An 18,542-nucleotide genomic window follows, 5' to 3' on the forward strand; every position below is an offset into this window, starting at 1 on the left:
TTTTAATATTTATGCCCTATGGTTGGGGCATTATATAGCCAATTTGAATATTAATACCCCTTCATAATGCCTGATGAAAAAATAAAGACCAGAATCTGTCATAGCACCTATGAGTCCTTTTTTACCGAGTCACCTGGAAGAACTAAAGAACTGCGTACTTGCCGCTGCAGGCATAATTAACCCTATACCTGCTGATTGTAAGTTGCTGTCTAACTTAATTTATAAGAAAACGAGGTTAAACGTAAGCGAGACCACGCTAAAGCGTATATATGGTTTTGCAAACAGTAAGTTCAAGCCCTCGCTCTTCACCATAAATACAATGGCGCAATTTTGCGGTTGTATAGACTGGCCGGATTTTTATCAGAAGAAAATTAGCCCCACCAAACGGCATGGAACTGATAAGAATATGTGTTGGAAGCAGTTGCAGCAAAAAGCGGCCATTGTAACTAACTTCACCTTACAAGCATTAAAGAATAAATCTGGTATTCCGTATAGCCGTACCATAAAACGCGAATTTATAGAATACCATATGAGTGAGTTTATGGCTTCTGAATGCTGCGGAACCGTAATATCTGCTCCGGCAGGATATGGCAAAACCATAGCGTTATGCCACTGGATAGATTATAAATGGCCTGCCGATAAAGTAAATCATGGTGAAGATATCGTATTGCTATTTAGCAGTAACGCCCTGATTAGCGCGGTACACGCCTGCGGTAATGTTAACAACTGGCTGCTAACATTATTAGGTTACACGGCAGATAATGATATCAACGCTATTCTTGATGTGGCGCATAGAAATAACGGCAAGTTTTTCCTGATTGTAGATGGCCTGGATGAACATATGTTTAAAAATGATCAGTTCCGCACCATACTTAATCAACTTATAGATGTATTTGCTTTTTATCAAACGCATAATTGGTTTAAGTTGGTGTTGACCACACGCACTTCAACATGGATAAACAACCGGCATCACATTGAATTTAACGAGGATACCTGGTACACCGGCTTTCATGCTAATTATATCAACGTGCCGTTGTTTAATTTTCAGGAAATAAATGAGTTATGTCACATTATCAATCCAGACGGACACGATCCGGTAAATGTAGAGATTGCCGAAAAATTCAACCACCCTCTTTACTTTCAGGAATACTACAAACAAAATAAAGGCAATTTCTCATTAAGTTCTGCCGATCATGCTTCTTTATATGAACTAATAGCGGGGTTTATACTAAATAAGGTTTATTTAAGCTCTTACTCGTCAGAAAAAATTGCTTTCATTAACGGACTTATTGATCATTTAGATCTCCAAAATAGCAACTATAAAATTAATAAGCTTAAAATAGAACATCTTATAAAGCGATACCCTCACGCTTATCTTGAGCTTATAAGTATCGGGTTTTTAAGGGAGATGAATGAGAGCAGCAGCTTACATTACAATACTTATCTGGTTTTCGGTAACGACAATTATTTGGAATATAGCATAGCGCAGGCTTTATTATTTAAACACGATGATAGGTTTGACGATCAATTAATGTCTACCGTAAATGAATTATTTACTGACAATAGCCAAAAAGTTAATGTTTTAAAGTGGTGTTTAATACATGCTATTAAGGTGGATGGATTGAAAGATTTGGAGTATATTATTGAAGTAGAGCTGAATCCGAACGAAAAAACCAGCCTGGTAACTTTTATAGGCGAATTGCTTGAGCGTGAGTATAACACTGAACAGCGAAATGGTCCTTTAATGCGCTATTTTAAACAGCCGTTAAGTGATAAGATATTCCAATACTTTTTTGGCCTTGAGTTAATAAATCCATACTATAAAAATACCTTAAACACGCTTTTAAAACTTGAGCTTTCTAACCAAAGGCGCATAATTATATTTACAGCGCTGGGCATTATTGCTCTGATTGAGCTTGATTTGGATAAATTGCACGAAATCATTGTCATACTTCGAAGTTTCCGGGCAGAAGATTTCAATACGCTGCCGATAAATCCACTAAGTTGTTTTGATACTTACTACAATTGTATGAAGTATGGTATTGTTAAAAAGGATGCTATCAGGGAGATAACGCGACTTTATTTTAATCCGCCGGAAGATCAAGATATTTTTAAGCAAACCAAAGCCAATGATATGCTTTATCTTTTGGGTGTACACACTTTGCTTTTGTGTCGTAACCCCAAAAAGGTACTGCGGTTTTTAAACTTTTTGAGAAAAAACTACAGACCAGATGCGCTTGACAATTATATCATCCAATACACATATTTTATTCAGGTACATAGAGCAAACATGCAGTTTGAAATGGGTTATACGTGTAAAGCCGAGTTGATTTTTAATGCCTTATCAGCCGCCTTCCCTGATACCAAAAATTTGCTGACGCCTTTTATGAGGATACTATATCATTTTCTACGCATTAAGACAATGATTAATACTCCGCGCCAGTTACTGATTTTGAACGAGGTTAAAAGCATTAATAGCATAGTAGAAAAATCTGGTTACAAATACCTAAAGCTGCGAACCATGGCAAACCTGATTAATAACGAGAGCTTGCGAAAAGTTGCACCTGAGTTTTGCCGCCAGATGAGCTACGAAGCAAATAAAATCTGTCGGGAGCACGGCTTAAATGCAGATATATTGATTATGGGCATCCTGGCGCAAGCCACTCAAATTAGCACGACTCAATAGCATAAACGCAATAAACCTATCTTCAAAAATTATACTTAGCGTAAAAAAACGCACCGTAAAATTAATCTTGAGTCAGTTTAACTATGATACTTTCTGGAGATGGGGAAACTTTTTCAACCTCAGATCGAGTCATCAAGCTTCATTCCGCGTCATTCAATTTACCCGCTGCTTTACCCCTAAAGCAAAAAACGCTATCCTCTTGTGAAGAATAGCGTTTTTTAGTAGCCCGTAGGGGATATGAACCTTATAAATAAGGTACTGTATATCAGATACTTGCTTTTTATCTTAAACCGGGTGCCACGAATGACGCGACCAGTTTAATATGTTTATTTAAAGAACCTTTTTAGCATTATCGAAAGCCTTTTGCCTGCACCACAATCTTACACCATGTTCAAGAGCAATTGCATTTCCATATCGATACAAAGATAGTAATCTTAGACAATAGTTCTATCTCGGTGATAACAAATAATGTTTAATTTCACTGTTACTTACCCATTGAATCTCTTGGCTCCGAACAATAATCTCAATAGACTATAATTAAATTAGCTGATGGAATTCAGCTCTGAAGTAATTTTATAGATATTAGATGATTGATGAAGCTGATAACGTAAAATAGCTTTGCTTTTTAATAACCATGCGCCAATATAATTTCGATACACTTAATAGCACAGATCTTGAATATTTAGTACGTGACCTGTTGAATGCTGATGAGAAAGCGAATAAAAAAGCGACAATTTATTCCAGTTTTCCAGAAGGAAAAGATCAAGGAATAGACTTACTGGATAACAACAGTGAACCAGGAAAATACAATATTATTGTTCAAGTCAAGCATCAGCCTAATGTAGCATTCCCCGCATTCCTTACTGCGCTTTCCCGATCAAGCAAAACCCATAAATGCGAGATCGAGAAGATTGAAAAATTGAAACCTAACCGTTATATTTTGGCAACATCCAGATTGCTAACCTTATCGAATCGTGAAGATATCGTAGAGGCCATGCGGCCTTATATAAGTTCCTTAAAAGATGTAATTGACAGGGAAGAACTAAACAGACTTTTATCTGAATATCCTGAAATAGAAATCAAACATCAAAAACTATGGTTTTCCAGTGTTCCTGTTTTTGAAAAAATATTACACAATGACATTCACTGTGATTCTTAAATAAACATAGTGGTTTGGTCTTTTTGAGGTTTTTGGTTGCTTTAAGAAGTAAAACAATCCGAAGCTTTTTTCCAGCATTTTATAATGAATTAGGGTTAATTAATGCGGAAAGATGTGATTTATAAACCAACCCTTGTAAACACCTTTCTTACAGTTGTTTACAACGATATCAAGACGTCTTTTCTAAATAAAAACACGTCAGAAAAGACGCAAGCAAATTTTGGGCGTTTTTGAAAGATTTGATTAATGATACCGGAAAATGAGGAGATTTTATGCGTAAAACGGCTGTTTTTATAGCTAAAAATTTAGGTTCGATTTTTTCACGGGAGGCCTAAAATGAAAATAACTTGCTGATTTTCAGCAAGTTATTTTCCAGTAGAGGGAAGGCGCGAAATGTCGAACTTTTTGGAGGATTTAAATGCAGTTAATAATTTAAAAGTTCCATAATATCCTTAGTGGTCTTTGTCCATCTCCGAACTTTCATTTGGATACGTAAGCGGTAGCAGTTCGTGAAGTGACCACTCCGGTTTACGGTTTAGAATCTCATTCATTTCTATTGTAATGTCTCCGTAAAGATGTTCGTAGATGCCGCTGTTTCTTGCTACGTGATCAATCGCCGCGCGCCGTTGAGCAAGGTCAGCGAAGAGTTTGCGGTGCTTCACGTCTCCTCGCAGCATTTTGTCGTACCGCTTGCGCAAAGCGTTCATCTCGTAAGTAGAGATCAAGTCCTTCATCAATTTAGCACATTCATTCGCCTGTTCCGTTTCACCAAGAAAATCAAGAATTTCGTACTTACAGCGCAGGCAGTTGAAATGATTTTCACGATGCAGTAGCCGATCATAAGTCTCAATCACCTTATCCAGATTGATTAGCAGCTTGTACAGCAATACGCGGTCTTCAGGCGCCACCTTCACACCGATGCTCAGCTTGTCTTTGTCCCAATTGCTGAAAGCATGAAAGTGGTAGACCTTGCCAAACTCCCATTCTATTTTTTCCATTATCAGGTTGCTTAGAGATAAGAAATTCCTGTGTTTCAAAGCGTAACCGTAAAGTTCCTCCCATTGGCGAAGAAAATGCTCATCCAGCCTCAACCAATCCGCCACTAGCAGGTCGCGAAAAGCGTCCACCCTGCGACCCATCGTAAGTATCGAGTTTTTAGCCAGCTCATGCAAAAGCAGCTTTGCTTCAAGGGTCAATACCTTGGCATGAGCGACTACTCTCATGTCGTGAAAATCAGGGTGGTCGGCAACGATCTGCATGGCAGCCCCGTAAAATTTTTTGATGCGGTCGCGTTGGTCATCGTCCTTGCTGTCTAGAAATTTATTATACAGGTTCTCCAACTGCAAAAATGTCCCTGCATTTTCATTGGCGGCAATCTCCGCAGTTGCTTTCCTGAATTCCGATTCACCCATAAGGCCCAGCAAGTATTTCGCATGCGCCAAGGTGTAAGACAGCATGCTTCTATCCTCAGGATGGAGGCTCTCAATTTCATTATGAGCCAGCTTCAGCAAATCCAACGCTTTGAACAGGTTGGCCTGAAGATAGTACGCCACGCCGCAAACCATATTAAACGTGGGCGAAGCCTTAACCCTGGGATGGGTACGCTGCTCGATCTCAACGATCTGCGAAAAAGCATGCTGATTGAGGAGGTAAAATCCTGCTTGGTCAATATACTCTATATTTTGCTCGACGCTATAAACATCCTTTAGCTCATCAATCACAAAACCACTCGCCGACAGACCATTTTCGGGACGCGCCCTCATGTGCGCACTCAGCTTTTTTAGCAGAGTGCCGTTGTCAAAAGTTTCTTTATAAATGCCGTTTATCTTCTCCTCATCGAGTAATTCAGTGAATTTGATCTTGTAGCTTTTCGGCAGCTGATCGGGCAAATACTTTTTTTGGAGATCGCGAAATACCTCAGCCGCAGAAGCAATATAGAATAAGTCCGCAGGGTAGTCGTACATGATATAAAAACTGGGTAGCCCGAAGTTTAACAGATAGTGGATATTGCTGATCTCCACCGGATATGATAAAGAGCCGCCTTTTTGCTTTTTGACAGATTCCGTTGACTTCAGTTGCACTGCAAAACGAAAGTTAGTGTACACGCCGTCTTGCTTGATCTCACCTATCACGTCAACACCTTTGTCTCGCTGGTGTTCCGGACGTAGCTCAAAAAGTTCCGGATTAAACCGCAGGGCAAGTTTGTTGCGCGAAATCGTCTCTAAAGTTTCCTGCCGACTTGAACGGGGTAACTGCGGTTTTCGGTTCATTTGTTAAATTTAGAAATTCTCAAAAAATATGGTTCCCGTTGCAAGTCGTGTCTGAAGTTTTATGTGATCACGCCGCGTTTATTTCTGGTCTATTGATCCTTTTATATTCTCCAACTTTCGGCTCATTCCATTTCAGGATTTTTTATGATCGAACATTCTTCGCTCCAATACACTGAAAGGAATCAGTTTGTACAAATGGAAAGTGCTCTGCACCTCGGATATGTAAATTACCTCGCTCTTACCGATGAAGTACTTGTCATTAATCATGTCAACCGTGAAGTTGCGGTAACGCCAATTTTCCTTGCCTGTCTTTTGGTTTATCATATACTTAAACCCTAAACCATCCAAGCCCAGCGGTAAACCTGCTTTTTCAATTTCATCGTCATCGCAGAAAAAATAATTGAGACCATCGTACAGCCTGATGCCTTCTGCCGTATCTTCAACATATTGAACCCATTTCTGTTCTTTATAAAGCACTATCTCACCGTAATCAAAATATTTCATGCGTTCAATAAATTTTAAAGTAAGTGAATAATATGTAAATATTGAATATTTTTGAGTTAAACCTGATAAATGAGAACAATTGCAGAGATTGGAATTGAAACACCTACAGCACATAGCCGTTTTAAATTAGCATCGCTGACTTCCCTGTCAGACACAGACATCGTGATTTTTTGTCCGGATTTTAAGACTACTTCATATTCGAACCACGAAGGTTATTCGTCCGATAGCGGGTATTATCAAGGAAAGACATGTTGGAATAAAGAGTCTTCAGCGCGGGTGCTAGAGCACACGCAGCACTGGAAGAACGAATTGCTCAATTTCGTTAGCAACGGTGGGACATTGTTTTTTATCTTGAATAAAAAGGAAGACTATTTTTATTACACGGGAACAAACTCGGTAAGCGGAACGGGGCGCAATCAAAAAGTAACCAACCATGTTGCGCCTATTTCTAATTACAACTGCATTCCTTTCAAATTCGCTTTCAATTCTGCGGCTGGAAACAGCATAGTTGCAGCTAATCCCCTTGTGAAAGAATTCTTCGACAATTTCAAGGATTTAATGTCATATGAGGTTTACTTAAGTCCTAACCCAAGTTTGGAGACACTTTTCACTACTAAAAATGGGGATAGAGTATTGGGAGCGGTATGTAAGATAGGCAAGGGGCATGTTGTTTTTATTCCAAATCTATCTTTCCAAAAGTCCGGTTACTCGATTGATACACGGACCGCCGAAAAGTGGACAAAAAAAGCAATTCAAAAGGGGAATCAGTTTACTGCTGCTATCGTAGAAATAGATAAGAGCCTAAACCAATTGGACTCTAAGACACCTAAGCCGATTTGGGCGGATGATGATGCATATGCGTTAATGCAAGCTTTGCAGACCTACAAATTAATTCAAATAAATATAGAGGAGTGCGCCAGGTTAAACGCAGAAAATGAAGTACTGAGTAGTGTGCTGTCAGAACAGCAGTCGCTCAAAGACTTGCTTTTTGAAAATGGCAAACTGCTAGAGAGGGCCGTTATTAAGGCGTTGATTATTTTGGGCTATGAGGCCGAAAATTATGACGACGGAACATTGGAACTCGATCAAATAATTTTGTCACCAGAAGGAAGCCGACTAATAGGTGAATGCGAAGGAAAGGATTCCAAGGATATAGACGTCTCGAAGTTCAGGCAACTGCTCGATAATCTAAATGCTGACTTTGAAAAGGATGAGGTAGCTGAAAGGGCTTCTGGCTTGCTATTTGGCAACCCCCAACGCTTAGTTAATCCAAACGAAAGAACTCTAACCTTTACCGCAAAATGTAAAACTGGTGCATCACGAGAAAAAATAGGTCTAATTTTAACGACAGATTTATTTCGAGTCGCAAAATACGTTATGGAGAATAACGATGAACAATTTGCGAAAAATTGCCGCGAGGCAATAATTAATCAGTTAGGAAATGTTATCAATTTTCCAAGCATCCCGATAAAGGAAGAGGTGTCCTCTTAAATTAGTTGATGAAGTTTAATATTTGAAATACAGCCCCGTTATTTATCGAAGTTTTCCAATGTCACCGCGCTAAACCCTTTGCTCTCCGTGCCGTCAATAAGCAGTTTCAGGTAGATATGATACTTTGGCAGCGTAGCAAAGTCGTCATAAGTAAATACCGGATAGAATTCCTTTTCCATAAGTTTGGCATCTGACAAACCCACACGAAAAACAATTATGCTACCAACCGAACCAAGCACAGCATTTCTCGTTTCGGGCTCCCATTGGTCAAGGTATTGGTTTGCTAGGAACAGGCCCACGCCGAACTTCCTAATTTCCGGCAGCATACTGGCGAACGTGTGGGACACGAAGGTGTGGGCCTCGTCAAGGTACAGGTAGAAAGGCTTGCGCTGCTCAGCCGGAATCACCGCGCGTCTCATAGCGGTAGCCTGAATAGAAGAAATAAGGAAACTGCCAAGCACCGTACACACGTCATCGCCGATTACGCCTTTTGCCAGGTTGACCAGCAAGATTTTATTTTCCTGCATGCACCGCTCAAAGGATATGCTGTTGGTTTGACCAAATATGCCCCTCAGCGTTTCGTTCGCTAACAGCACCCCCACTTTATTAATAATAGGAGTAACGGTAGAAGCCTGGGTACTGGCGGAATACAGGTTATATTCCCTTTCCCAAAACGCCTTGATATACGGGTCGTCGACATGCTTTAACACGTTTGCCCTAAAATCCTTGTCCAATAGCAGCGGCGTAATGTCCAACAGTGTAGCATTAGGATACAGCAACCTGGTGCTTACGCTCATGCGTAGGATATATTCAAGCTTGTTTCCCCATGACTCAAGAAACAACTTTTTGAACGTTGATACGATTTCAGACGCCACCAATTGCCGTTGCTCGGGGGCGACGTTGCTAAGCGGATTAAATCCCGGCAGCGCATCTTTATTTGTCGCGTCAAAATACACTACGTCTTTTCTACGATTGTCGGGCAAGCGGTTTAAAATGGCGGTAATCGTATCCTGATGAGGGTCGACCACGCATATCGAATTGTTTTTATAAATATCATCCACAGCCATGTTTACTAGCAAATGGCTTTTGCCCATTCCCGTCTTCCCAAGCGTCCACATGTGAAATAATCTGTCGGCTGGCTTAATTCCAAAAATCTCGTCTCGGTTGCGGAAGTTGAGTCTGCCAATAGGCGTAAAGGGTCTGTAGTTATACATACTTCAAGCATATACAGGACGTGAACTTGTTTGTAGAGACAGTAAATTCGTGAATTCACGAATTTACTGTCTCTACCGCCTGGTTTTCCCGCATGCGACTATTGCAGCATGGAGTTGAAAGAAAAGGACATAGTTACATTTATCAACCTTTGCCAAAAGGCCTACGGCGTCACGTTCGACAAGGAAACCGCACAACGCCAACTTTCAAAGATACTGCAACTATACCGACAAGTCTACCTCACGCCGTTGCCCCGTTCTGCCAAAAGCAACCACCTCCTTTCAAGAATACCGCTGAAAAGCCAGGTCCCAACTTCCCCTGACGCGTGGTATAATGCAGACGCAACACGTGAGATTAATAATTAATCGGCTTAGGCTCAAAAGAGGGGTGGGGAGTGTCTTGCGTGTTGCAACCTAAGACGATTATCCCTTCCCCTCTTTTGGGTTCTTGCCAAACCATTTAGACAAGATGACGAACGAACAAACCAGCGCAACTCGGTACAGCGAATATTTGCGCAAATCAACCGACGACAAGGAAAAGCAAGTCCTCTCGCTCTCAAGTCAGCGAGATGTTATTGACCGCCTGAAAAAGAACGGCAACCTGTTAATCGTTGAAACTGTTGAAGAGAAAATGTCGGCAAAGCGTCCGGGCAGGCCCGGGTTTTCGCGCCTTATAAAGCTTGTCAAGGAGCGCAAAATAGACGGCATTGTCACTTGGGCGCCGCACCGGCTTTCAAGGAATTCCGTCGACATCGGCGAAATTATCAACCTGTTTGATACCGGCTATTTGAAAGAAATAGTGACAGAAAGCCACACGTATCGCAATAATCCTATGGACATTTTTATGCTTGGCTTCCACTGTCTGCAAGCGAAGTTTGAAAACGACAATAAGGCGCTAGACGTGCAGGGGGGCATGAGAAAATGCGCGGAACTGGGCATTTATCCAAGTTGCCCGCCTTTGGGTTATCTGCCGGACAAGGGAGGCATTAAGGGAGCGCGCAAAAGAGAAATCGACCCTGTGAAATTTCCGTTGGTACGCAAGATGTGGGACTACATGCTAGGCGGTCAGCATACTCCCCGACAGATACTTGCCGTTGTAACCGACGATTTGGGGCTCAGGGGAAGAACCGGCAAAAAGCTATCGCTGTCAATGGTCTACCACATGTTTAACAATCCCTTTTACTACGGTGAGTACGAGTGGCCGCGCTATAGCGGAAACTGGCAAAAGGGAATTCATAAGCCAATGGTCACTAAGCAGGAATTCGAGCGGGTGCAACGGCTAATGGGAAAGACGGGGCGTGCCCGCCCGGTCAAGCACTACTTCCCGTACGGTGGTTGCTCGTTGCACTGTAGCAACTGCGGTTGCGCTGTCAGTGGTTGCAATAAGGCCAAGTTTCAAAAGAACGGCAATGTCCATAAGTATCAATATTACTTCTGTTCAAAGCACAAGCCGGGGGTTGCCTGTAACGAGATGCCCGTATCGGGAAAAATGCTTGACGCTCAGATAGCCCAGCTTTTGAGATCCATTGAAATTCCCCATTATCTACACGGTTTTTTGATGGATTTGATTCGCGCCGAAAACGATAAGCAATTCGCGCCAAATGCCCAAAACGAACTGCACAAAAAGGCTTACAGCACTGCTTTACAAAAGAAAAACGGCCTTATCGATATGCGCGCAAGCGGTCTAATCGATGACGACCAGTTTAAAGCAAAATCATCTGAATTGAAGGCCGAGGAGCAACGCTTAAAAAGCCTGATCGACGAAACTGATGAGGCGGCAATTGGCTGGATAGATACAGCGGACAGGCTATTTGCCTTTTCCGAACAGGCCATAAGATACTTTCAAAACAGTACCCCTGAAACAAAAAGAGGCATCCTGGTTAGTTTAGGTTGGAACCTGTCCATAAAAGACAGAAGGCTTGATTTATCAAGTGTAAATTGGATTGTTGCTATCAAAGCGATTGCCGAGCTGCTTAGGGAGCAATCGGCGACGTTTGAACCTAATTTAGCTTTGGAAAATAAGGCTTTAATTAAGAATTTATCTAGTAATTCAGTGTTGTGCTCTCTACTGAACGACCTTAGGACCTCTTTTCTCGAAACACCCAATAAAACATGGTTTCCCATCGTAGACCAGTGGAAAAATGAAATTTGACTTTATAGTTTTGTTAGAAACGTTTAAGCGAAAGTTTACTGCGCTTGTAATATACTCGCGCCGCACTATGTTGTAGAACACTCGACGTCAAATCAGTCAATTCGTGAATTCACGAAGTTAATGCCTCTACAACTTTACTGCGCGTCCTGATAATTTATGATAGTGGATTACAAGCAACCAAATTATCCTAACCGGTTACGCGTAATCCGCCAACATTTGGGCTATGAGCAAAAGCAAGTTGCCTCGTGGCTCGGACACAAAACCGCCGCCCCGCTCTGCGAGTGGGAACAGGCCGTCACGATGCCCAATGGAACCAACCTCATCAAGCTGTCGGTGCTGTACGGCAAGGACGTGCAAGAATTGTATCCCCAATACTACGAGCTGATTGAGCGCTACACGCTCAAGCCAACCGGCGACCTTTCTCGACGGAGATGGGATGAAGTGCCGATAATTGAATAACGCTTCCCGCCTGCGTTGCAGACGTTCTTTTTCCCTGCGCCTTCTGTTGAAAACCGCAACGTACGAACGTTGATTAATTAAAAAGCGTACGAACGTTCGACCAGCATTATTAGCCATTTTTTATCAGCCATGCAACCTATAAAAAGCACCATGTATACACCCAATGAAATAACCTTGGCGCACCAGCTGGCGGACAGCCTTGACGACCAGAAGTCCCTGGCGTTCTACCTCACCTGCGCGCAAAAGTACCCTAAGGACTACCTGCTCAATACGCTTGCCCATGTTATGACGCTACCGGAGCATTCGGTGCGCACGACCCGTCCCCGCCTCTTCACCTCAATTATCACTAAGTCCCGCTTCAACACGAATGACCGTTCTTGGGATTAGCATAGGCACTGCGCGGACCGGCATTGCAGTATTGGAAGACGGGAAGATTCTAGAGCGGCAGGCTCACGTCTACCAGACAACGTGGACTGAAAACAAGCTGCGCGCCATCACCGACAAGTACCGCGAGCACGTCCGGCAGCACAACGTCACGGCGATCATGGTAAAGATTCCGCCGCTCAGCCGCCACTCCAAGGCGGTATCCCGGCTGCTAAGAGGGATAGAGGCTATCGCAAAAGACACCTACTGCGACTTTGACCTCATCACCAAGAACGAAATAAAGGACAGGCTGTGCCTGAAATCGACCGAGGAAATGATTACCTACGCCCCGATGCTCTACCCGGAACTTTTGCCGCTTTACAAGCAAGGCCTTGCAACGGGGCATAACCACTATAAAAAAATATACGAAGCCGTCCTGGCGGCGCACATTTACGCTCAAAGGCAAAAGCTAAAGCAGCCCTGAAAGAATGACAATTGAATAACCACCGGAGTTATCGCCTCTGGATACGTACGACACCCCGACCATTCGGGGTGTTTTTTTACCTCCTTACCCCTTGACTGGCGGAGGCTCCAATAACTCGCACACATTAATTTCGAGAAATGCGGCTATCGCATACAACTCAGGAAGGGACGGCTGGCTGTAGTTGGTGCACCATTTAGATACCGTCTGCTCGCTTACGTTAAGATGCTCCGCGAGGGTCTTGCTCTTGACCCTCTTGAGTGCGAGAGAGGCCTTTATGCGGTTGTATACCCGCTTTTCCTTTTCCATCCCATAAATATAGATAAGATAAAAAAGACACATTTTTATTAAATACTCCTGATACTTTAATAAATTAAAATTAAAAGATATTTAAATCTTTAATATTTAATAAGTTTCCTATATATTTAACTTGTAAATATTTTTAAAAATATCCCTGAGCTTTAACGAATGAGCGTCCAGGGCAACTAATTAACCCAATTGGCAACTATACAATTAAAAAAGCAGTCATGAAAACAACCAAAATGCACGCACTTTTATGCGCCCTTCTCCTAATCCTCTCGCTCCTTTCATGCAAGAAATCCGAAAGCGGAAACAATGGCGGTAGCGCTTCCCGCGCAAAGCTCCTGGTAGGCGGAAAATGGACGCTCCAGAGCTACGAGTACCAAAAGCCTGATGGTACGTGGGACAAGGGGCCCATAAACGCCCTCACGTTCGAGTTCCACGAGGACAAGTCGGTGGTTTCCGTATTGGGAAGCAGCAGCGCGTTAAGGGCATGGGTCCTTTCGGATGACGGTGGCCAACTCACGATTACAAGGGTCGGCGGCGGCGCGGACACCTACAAGATTCTGCAGCTCACGTCCTCGCTGATGCAGATCTCGAAGGTTGGCTACAGCTCTTCTGCGTACGTTGACAGTCGGGACACTTACACCCGCTGAGTCAACGGAAAGCAATCGCGCAGCCTGTTTCCTAAGGGGTACGGGGATATCCCCGCAAGATAGTGTGTCCCTACAAGGCAAGATATCAATCTGTCGCCGGAGGGACACACTATCTTGTTTTTGAATGTGCATCTAAAGTAGATACTTATTTTCAGTTGTTTACAAAATAACAACTATTTTGAGACATTACCCCACTATTTTGAGGCGCTACCACAGGGACATTTTTCTTCATCTACGCTATACCATAGGGTATCCAATTTGTTTGCCGCTGTATGAGCAATCATACTATCTAGTTTTTGAATGTGCATCTAAAGTAGATACTTATTTTCAGTTGTTTACAAAATAGCAACTATTTTGAGACATTACCCCACTATTTTGAGGCGCTACCACAGGGACATTTTTCTTCATCTACGCTATACCATAGGGTATCCAATTTGTTTGCCGCTGTATGAGCAATCATACTATCTAGAAAAAACTTATTTAAGGTTTTCCCATGGGAAATCGCAGTAGAGTCCGCCCTACGGGCCATTCTTCTAATTATTGACATGTCGTCATAAAAGAAATGGACGCTCAAGCAATTTGTCTTATATCGATTTAAATCGATAATTCTTACTTTCGAATTGACCTTCAACAATATCTCATTTTCGTATTCCGTATTAGCTTCAAAGCACGACACCACGTTGGCAAAACCTGCCGGCAGGTTTGCTTTAATGATTTTGTCAGCCATTATTTTACCGTTCAGATAAATAAAAACATGCCGATCTCTTTCATTTATGTTTGCCGTTGGTTCAAAAAAAATGGATATAGTTTTATTGCTTCCGCTATCCGAACGACAAGCGATGAAAAACATGGAGAAGAAAAAAATATACCGTTTCATATTATTGGTTTTTAATAGGAAGTAAAATCCTCATTCCAAAACTTCTAGGTCCCTTGTATGGTCTTTCGTTTGTTGATCTTTCGTTGCTGAATCCGGTGTTTCGCCTATTAGTAATGATAGCTGTATTCGGTACTTTTTTCCTGTGGATATCATAGAGTCCGCCATTATTTTCCCAAACGAAAAACATTTCATTTTGATTAAATCGCGTCCCTCCATAAAGCGCCCCACCTTTGTAGTCCATTGGACTTGTCCTGTCCCCATCAAAATAATCGCTTAGGCCAAACTGGTGTCCAACTTCATGATATGCAACGTCGACCGCGTTTCGAGGGTTTGTCCATCCCACATATGACACGAGGCCAAATATATTATTTGTGACGCCTGCTGCATCGGTAACGCCGTCTGCCGATTTACCCAGCATTTTGTCTATGATCGCAACTACATTATCTCCTTTACCAACATCGTTAGCTGAATTGGCTGCCGAAAATTGAGCGTCTATGTTATAAGATGTATAAGTTTTACTCCCGTTGGCGTTGTTACGGACTTGCGACGTTGTCGAAGAATTTAACCGCGCATTAAGCCCCGAGGCCAATGCGTCCGCTCCCCTGTTATCTGTCAGATCGAGCACCTTTCCAGTAATATGAGTGGTTCTTGTAATATAAATATTGCCGTTCCTCATCACTCGAGACGTTGTCGTCCAAACTGAATCGCCATTCATGTCAATGTTTGATATTGGATTATTCAACCCATAGTGGTATGGAGTACCCGAATCATACTTCTCAGCAAACCTGTCTATAGTAGCAAACCTACCAATTACAGGATCATAAAACCTCACGCCATAATCGTATTGGTCGGTAAGGTCAGCTTGCCTTTCCTTACCATTATAAAGGTAACGGTTTCCGTTGGAATTATCATATATTCCGCTTTTCAGACCAAAGGAATAATACTCATCCTGTTGTATAATCCTCGCCGCTCCGCCGCTTGGGTTCTTATCAAAGGTAACCCGCACATTACCCAGATGGTCTTTCAAATCATACTGGTAACTGTAGGTGCCACTGTTATTGGTTATGCGTCCTTCGGCTGTAGTGATTGTTTTGATAGCACTACCTTCGTAGTTGATGCCACCGATATACTCACGTGTACCGTCAGCTGTGCTAACACTGCGCAGCTTTTGGCCGGTGGCATCATAAGCAAAAGTAGCAATGGCGCTTCCGCTCACTTTCAGGGTAGACGGCAGATTCAGCAAATTATAGTCAATTGTTTTACTAACACCATCGCTTTTTGCGTTCCCGTTGCCATCGTAAGCACTATAACTACGGGTAGTAAAACCGGTTCCGGTTACACCATCAAGCCTATTACCGGTATAAGCATACCCAAGAGTACCATAAGTAACCCCGCCACGGGCAAGGGATGCGATATTGCCCAGTTCATCGTAAGTCATCGCTTCGTTTAAAGCTGTACCCGACGCAAGCGCAGCATTAGTAAGTCTGTTCAGGTAATCATAGGTATAACCAAAAGTACGGCTGATAGCGCTCGATGAAGGAGCAGCAGCGTATCCGTAAGTCATCTGGCTGATGTTGCCATTCCATTGAGGCGCAGAGCCGCTGTTGTAACCCAATGATTCATTAAACAAACCCCCACTCGTATTGCTTGTACTCAACCATCCACGCTCATTATAGGTATATGCCACATCCTGCAAAAAGCTGCTCCCACTGTTCTCGCTATGCAGCCCTTTGCCTTTTAACTGCCCTACCTCATTATAGCTGTTACTGCTCATTATAACCTCGCTTAATGCGTTTACCTTGTTTTTAGCCAGGGTTGACCTGCCCATATGGTCGTACACGTAAGTATCCAACAGGGTAAGCTGTAAGCTGGCGCTGCCGCCGTTATTTTTATAATGCTTCCGCTCGGTAGTTAAAGCCTGATTGGTAAAGCTATAGGTATTAGCTATCTGATCGTAATTATTGGCGCTGGCTGCCCCGCCCAAATAATGCTGCGCATAGCTTTTGCTTACTCGGCCCAGGTCATCATATACCATTACCTTCCATAACATGTCGCTTGTTCCCAGCACATTCGTCTGGCTGGCGGTTGGCAGGCTCATGGTGCTGGCGCCGGTTAAATTATAGCCCGGCAAACCGGTAATGCTGTAATCATCGTAATAATTAACCGTTAGCGCTGTAGTGCCGCTGGTGGGCCATGCGCCGTTGCTGTAGCTGCTGGTGCGGCTTTCCCAAAGCACGGTTGTGCCATTAAGAGTTCCCTGCAATGTAGCCCGCGATGAGGAAGAGCTATAGACGCCGCTTGTAGTTATCCGTCCCAGTCCGTCATACTTGACATAGGTCCACTGGTTATTACCCTTTAGCACCGAGTCCTGCGTAGCCACTACCTGATCTATGTTATTGTACACCATGTATTCCCAACCTTTCCCCGGTACCTTCTTTTCAGTCAGCCGCTGGCGGGCATCGTAATGGTAGCCGTATATAAAATATTTAAATACGTTGTCGCTTTCTGCAAAGCTGGTTGGATTGGTAGTGCCCGTTGGGATAGGAGGGATAACGTATCTCAGGTTGCCAAAGTCATCGTAAATGTACGCAGTAAGCAGCCATGTGCTGTTGCCGGATTGCACCTTTTTTGCTACTACACGGCCTTCCTTATCAGTAAACGTAACGGAGGCATGGCTGTTCTCATCATACACGGTATCCGCAGTAAGCGCTCCGGCCTGGTAGTAATTGCTGCCTGCAGACGCGCCATTGCCGTTGGAGGCTACCGTCCAGTACCTTATGTCGTTAGCCGCATTAACGCCATAACCCATCCTGGCCGGATGCGCCGACGGCTGCCAGTCTGCTCCTGGAGCGCCCTGCTTTGCCACCCGGTTCAGCGGGGAGGTTTCAAACACGGTTTGCGCGTAAGGCGTTCCCGTGCTTACCACACCGGGTGTTCCGCTGTAAAAGGCAGCCTGTTGACCGGCAAGGGCATTGGGCTTATAACTGCCGTTATTAGCCACGGTAGAGGCATAGGGCAGGTATTTATAAATCTCGCGGCCAAACTCGTCATAGGCCATAGGCTGAACTACGTCTCGCATTTTTGGGCTGGCGTTGGCCTGCACGTTCTGCAACGGGCGCCCCAATCCGTCGAAATAGGCTATGCTCTGCATCACGTCGCAAGGCGAGCGGTTAGCCAGCTGGCTTCCCTGAGTAATACCACTAACGCGGGGAACGACGGTAACGACATAGTTCTCATTGCCCGGACTTAACGTAAGCGGCGGACATGGGTCATAGTAAATATAGGCTTCAAAGCTTTCCCCTGTTCCAGGCGTAGAGCTAAAACCATCTCCAAAAACTATCTCGCCGTTGCTGTAATTGTAATACTGGCCCAGCATGTTAGTACCTGTAAGCGGAGCCGTAACGCGAGTGCCGCTCTGTGCAAAGATTCGCCCCCCCGTAAACATACAAGCGCTAAAAGCCAGCAACGCAGTTAAGCTGTTTAAAAAGGAACCTTTTCTGATTTTTAAAAAAATATCTTTCATATCGCGTTGCTTAATGGTTAATGCGTGAAGTATCCGTTCCCGTTTGCCTGTAGCTGGCCTGCCTTGCTGCTGCGGCCTGTTTTAGGAATGCCGCTTTCTGTTCAGGTGTAAGCAGCGAATCGAGCGCCCTTCGGCGCTTGGTCAACAGAGCTACCATTAGTTTCTGTTTCTGCTTTGGCAGCAGTTGCTTGTCATCCTGAATGTCTTTTATTTGCTGCTCCGGATTGCTTAACGCGGCGTTGAGCTCAAGCGCTTTTTGCAAGCTAATTGACAGGTCGGCCGAAAGCTTGCTGCTTGCTGCGGAATTATCGGCCCGCCCCTGCGCCTTTGCTATTGAAACGGCAAGCGTTAAAAAAAGCAGGATTGCGCCCATTCGCGTCATTCCTTGTATATTTTTGTTAATCATTGCT

Annotated in this window: 15 protein-coding genes; 8 read left to right on the top strand and 7 right to left on the bottom strand. The window is 43.5% G+C overall.

Annotated elements, in window-relative coordinates; translation table 11 throughout:
* Positions 1 to 109 precede the first annotated feature (109 nt).
* Both ACVW2L_RS18820 and ACVW2L_RS18825 read left to right on the top strand, forming a co-directional pair.
* Positions 110 to 2,686, top strand: a complete 2,577-nt coding sequence (locus ACVW2L_RS18820) for a hypothetical protein (protein WP_457129491.1) — start codon at positions 110 to 112, stop codon at positions 2,684 to 2,686.
* Between the two features lie 634 nt (positions 2,687 to 3,320).
* A complete protein-coding gene (locus ACVW2L_RS18825) occupies positions 3,321 to 3,845 on the top strand; it encodes a restriction endonuclease (RefSeq protein ID WP_457129492.1) in 525 nt (174 codons plus the stop codon).
* Between the two features lie 452 nt (positions 3,846 to 4,297).
* On the opposite strand, the gene ACVW2L_RS18830 is transcribed toward ACVW2L_RS18825, so the two are convergent.
* On the bottom strand, positions 4,298 to 6,115 hold the full coding sequence (locus tag ACVW2L_RS18830; protein ID WP_457129493.1) for a DUF4365 domain-containing protein: 1,818 nt from the start codon (positions 6,113 to 6,115) through the stop codon (positions 4,298 to 4,300).
* A 132-nt stretch (positions 6,116 to 6,247) separates the two neighbouring features.
* The gene (locus tag ACVW2L_RS18835; protein ID WP_457129494.1) at positions 6,248 to 6,619 is read right to left on the bottom strand and encodes a hypothetical protein; all 372 of its coding nucleotides are present in this window, start codon (positions 6,617 to 6,619) and stop codon (positions 6,248 to 6,250) included.
* Positions 6,620 to 6,688: 69 nt separating this feature from the next.
* Between ACVW2L_RS18835 and ACVW2L_RS18840 the strand changes: the two genes are divergently transcribed.
* The gene (locus ACVW2L_RS18840; protein ID WP_457129495.1) at positions 6,689 to 8,110 is read left to right on the top strand and encodes a hypothetical protein; all 1,422 of its coding nucleotides are present in this window, start codon (positions 6,689 to 6,691) and stop codon (positions 8,108 to 8,110) included.
* Positions 8,111 to 8,148: 38 nt separating this feature from the next.
* Here the strand turns inward: ACVW2L_RS18840 and ACVW2L_RS18845 are convergent, their stop codons facing one another.
* Entirely contained in the window at positions 8,149 to 9,324 is a 1,176-nt protein-coding gene (locus ACVW2L_RS18845; protein WP_457129496.1) for a type IV secretory system conjugative DNA transfer family protein, read from the bottom strand.
* Between the two features lie 466 nt (positions 9,325 to 9,790).
* Between ACVW2L_RS18845 and ACVW2L_RS18850 the strand changes: the two genes are divergently transcribed.
* From ACVW2L_RS18850 to ACVW2L_RS18865, 4 genes are all read left to right on the top strand, one after another.
* On the top strand, positions 9,791 to 11,473 hold the full coding sequence (locus ACVW2L_RS18850) for a recombinase family protein (RefSeq protein ID WP_457129497.1): 1,683 nt from the start codon (positions 9,791 to 9,793) through the stop codon (positions 11,471 to 11,473).
* 162 nt (positions 11,474 to 11,635) lie between these two features.
* Positions 11,636 to 11,932: a hypothetical protein gene (locus ACVW2L_RS18855; protein ID WP_457129498.1), complete on the top strand. Its 297-nt coding sequence runs from the start codon at positions 11,636 to 11,638 to the stop codon at positions 11,930 to 11,932.
* Positions 11,933 to 12,061: 129 nt separating this feature from the next.
* Positions 12,062 to 12,319 (top strand): hypothetical protein, encoded by a 258-nt coding sequence (locus ACVW2L_RS18860; RefSeq protein ID WP_457129499.1) that lies wholly within the window; start codon positions 12,062 to 12,064, stop codon positions 12,317 to 12,319.
* Entirely contained in the window at positions 12,300 to 12,779 is a 480-nt protein-coding gene (locus ACVW2L_RS18865) for a hypothetical protein (protein ID WP_457129500.1), read from the top strand. The genes ACVW2L_RS18860 and ACVW2L_RS18865 overlap by 20 nt, the downstream gene beginning before the upstream one ends.
* An 84-nt stretch (positions 12,780 to 12,863) precedes the next feature.
* On the opposite strand, the gene ACVW2L_RS18870 is transcribed toward ACVW2L_RS18865, so the two are convergent.
* Positions 12,864 to 13,085: a helix-turn-helix transcriptional regulator gene (locus ACVW2L_RS18870; protein WP_457129501.1), complete on the bottom strand. Its 222-nt coding sequence runs from the start codon at positions 13,083 to 13,085 to the stop codon at positions 12,864 to 12,866.
* Between the two features lie 218 nt (positions 13,086 to 13,303).
* On the opposite strand from ACVW2L_RS18870, the gene ACVW2L_RS18875 reads away from it, so the two are divergent.
* Positions 13,304 to 13,732: a hypothetical protein gene (locus ACVW2L_RS18875; RefSeq protein ID WP_457129502.1), complete on the top strand. Its 429-nt coding sequence runs from the start codon at positions 13,304 to 13,306 to the stop codon at positions 13,730 to 13,732.
* A 370-nt stretch (positions 13,733 to 14,102) separates the two neighbouring features.
* Here the strand turns inward: ACVW2L_RS18875 and ACVW2L_RS18880 are convergent, their stop codons facing one another.
* From ACVW2L_RS18880 to ACVW2L_RS18890, 3 genes are read right to left on the bottom strand one after another with little or no spacing between them, the layout of a single operon-like run.
* Positions 14,103 to 14,609 carry a hypothetical protein gene (locus ACVW2L_RS18880; RefSeq protein ID WP_457129503.1) on the bottom strand — a complete coding sequence of 169 codons (507 nt, stop codon included), beginning with the start codon at positions 14,607 to 14,609 and terminating at the stop codon, positions 14,103 to 14,105.
* A 1-nt stretch (position 14,610) separates the two neighbouring features.
* Positions 14,611 to 18,132: a DUF6443 domain-containing protein gene (locus ACVW2L_RS18885; protein ID WP_457129504.1), complete on the bottom strand. Its 3,522-nt coding sequence runs from the start codon at positions 18,130 to 18,132 to the stop codon at positions 14,611 to 14,613.
* A gap of 10 nt (positions 18,133 to 18,142) precedes the next feature.
* Positions 18,143 to 18,538 (bottom strand): hypothetical protein, encoded by a 396-nt coding sequence (locus ACVW2L_RS18890; RefSeq protein ID WP_457129505.1) that lies wholly within the window; start codon positions 18,536 to 18,538, stop codon positions 18,143 to 18,145.
* Between the last annotated feature and the right edge of the window lie 4 nt (positions 18,539 to 18,542).

This window comes from Mucilaginibacter sp. HD30, from assembly GCF_054061755.1.

What these genes read in the sequence shown, in the direction of transcription:
- ACVW2L_RS18820 (WP_457129491.1), top strand. Translation starts at nt 110, where the DNA reads ATGAGTCCTTTTTTACCGAGTCACCTGGAAGAACTAAAGAACTGCGTA.
- ACVW2L_RS18825 (WP_457129492.1), top strand. Translation starts at nt 3,321, where the DNA reads ATGCGCCAATATAATTTCGATACACTTAATAGCACAGATCTTGAATAT.
- ACVW2L_RS18830 (WP_457129493.1), bottom strand. Translation starts at nt 6,115, where the DNA reads ATGAACCGAAAACCGCAGTTACCCCGTTCAAGTCGGCAGGAAACTTTA.
- ACVW2L_RS18835 (WP_457129494.1), bottom strand. Translation starts at nt 6,619, where the DNA reads ATGAAATATTTTGATTACGGTGAGATAGTGCTTTATAAAGAACAGAAA.
- ACVW2L_RS18840 (WP_457129495.1), top strand. Translation starts at nt 6,689, where the DNA reads ATGAGAACAATTGCAGAGATTGGAATTGAAACACCTACAGCACATAGC.
- ACVW2L_RS18845 (WP_457129496.1), bottom strand. Translation starts at nt 9,324, where the DNA reads ATGTATAACTACAGACCCTTTACGCCTATTGGCAGACTCAACTTCCGC.
- ACVW2L_RS18850 (WP_457129497.1), top strand. Translation starts at nt 9,791, where the DNA reads ATGACGAACGAACAAACCAGCGCAACTCGGTACAGCGAATATTTGCGC.
- ACVW2L_RS18860 (WP_457129499.1), top strand. Translation starts at nt 12,062, where the DNA reads ATGCAACCTATAAAAAGCACCATGTATACACCCAATGAAATAACCTTG.
- ACVW2L_RS18865 (WP_457129500.1), top strand. Translation starts at nt 12,300, where the DNA reads ATGACCGTTCTTGGGATTAGCATAGGCACTGCGCGGACCGGCATTGCA.
- ACVW2L_RS18870 (WP_457129501.1), bottom strand. Translation starts at nt 13,085, where the DNA reads ATGGAAAAGGAAAAGCGGGTATACAACCGCATAAAGGCCTCTCTCGCA.
- ACVW2L_RS18875 (WP_457129502.1), top strand. Translation starts at nt 13,304, where the DNA reads ATGAAAACAACCAAAATGCACGCACTTTTATGCGCCCTTCTCCTAATC.
- ACVW2L_RS18880 (WP_457129503.1), bottom strand. Translation starts at nt 14,609, where the DNA reads ATGAAACGGTATATTTTTTTCTTCTCCATGTTTTTCATCGCTTGTCGT.
- ACVW2L_RS18885 (WP_457129504.1), bottom strand. Translation starts at nt 18,132, where the DNA reads ATGAAAGATATTTTTTTAAAAATCAGAAAAGGTTCCTTTTTAAACAGC.
- ACVW2L_RS18890 (WP_457129505.1), bottom strand. Translation starts at nt 18,538, where the DNA reads ATGATTAACAAAAATATACAAGGAATGACGCGAATGGGCGCAATCCTG.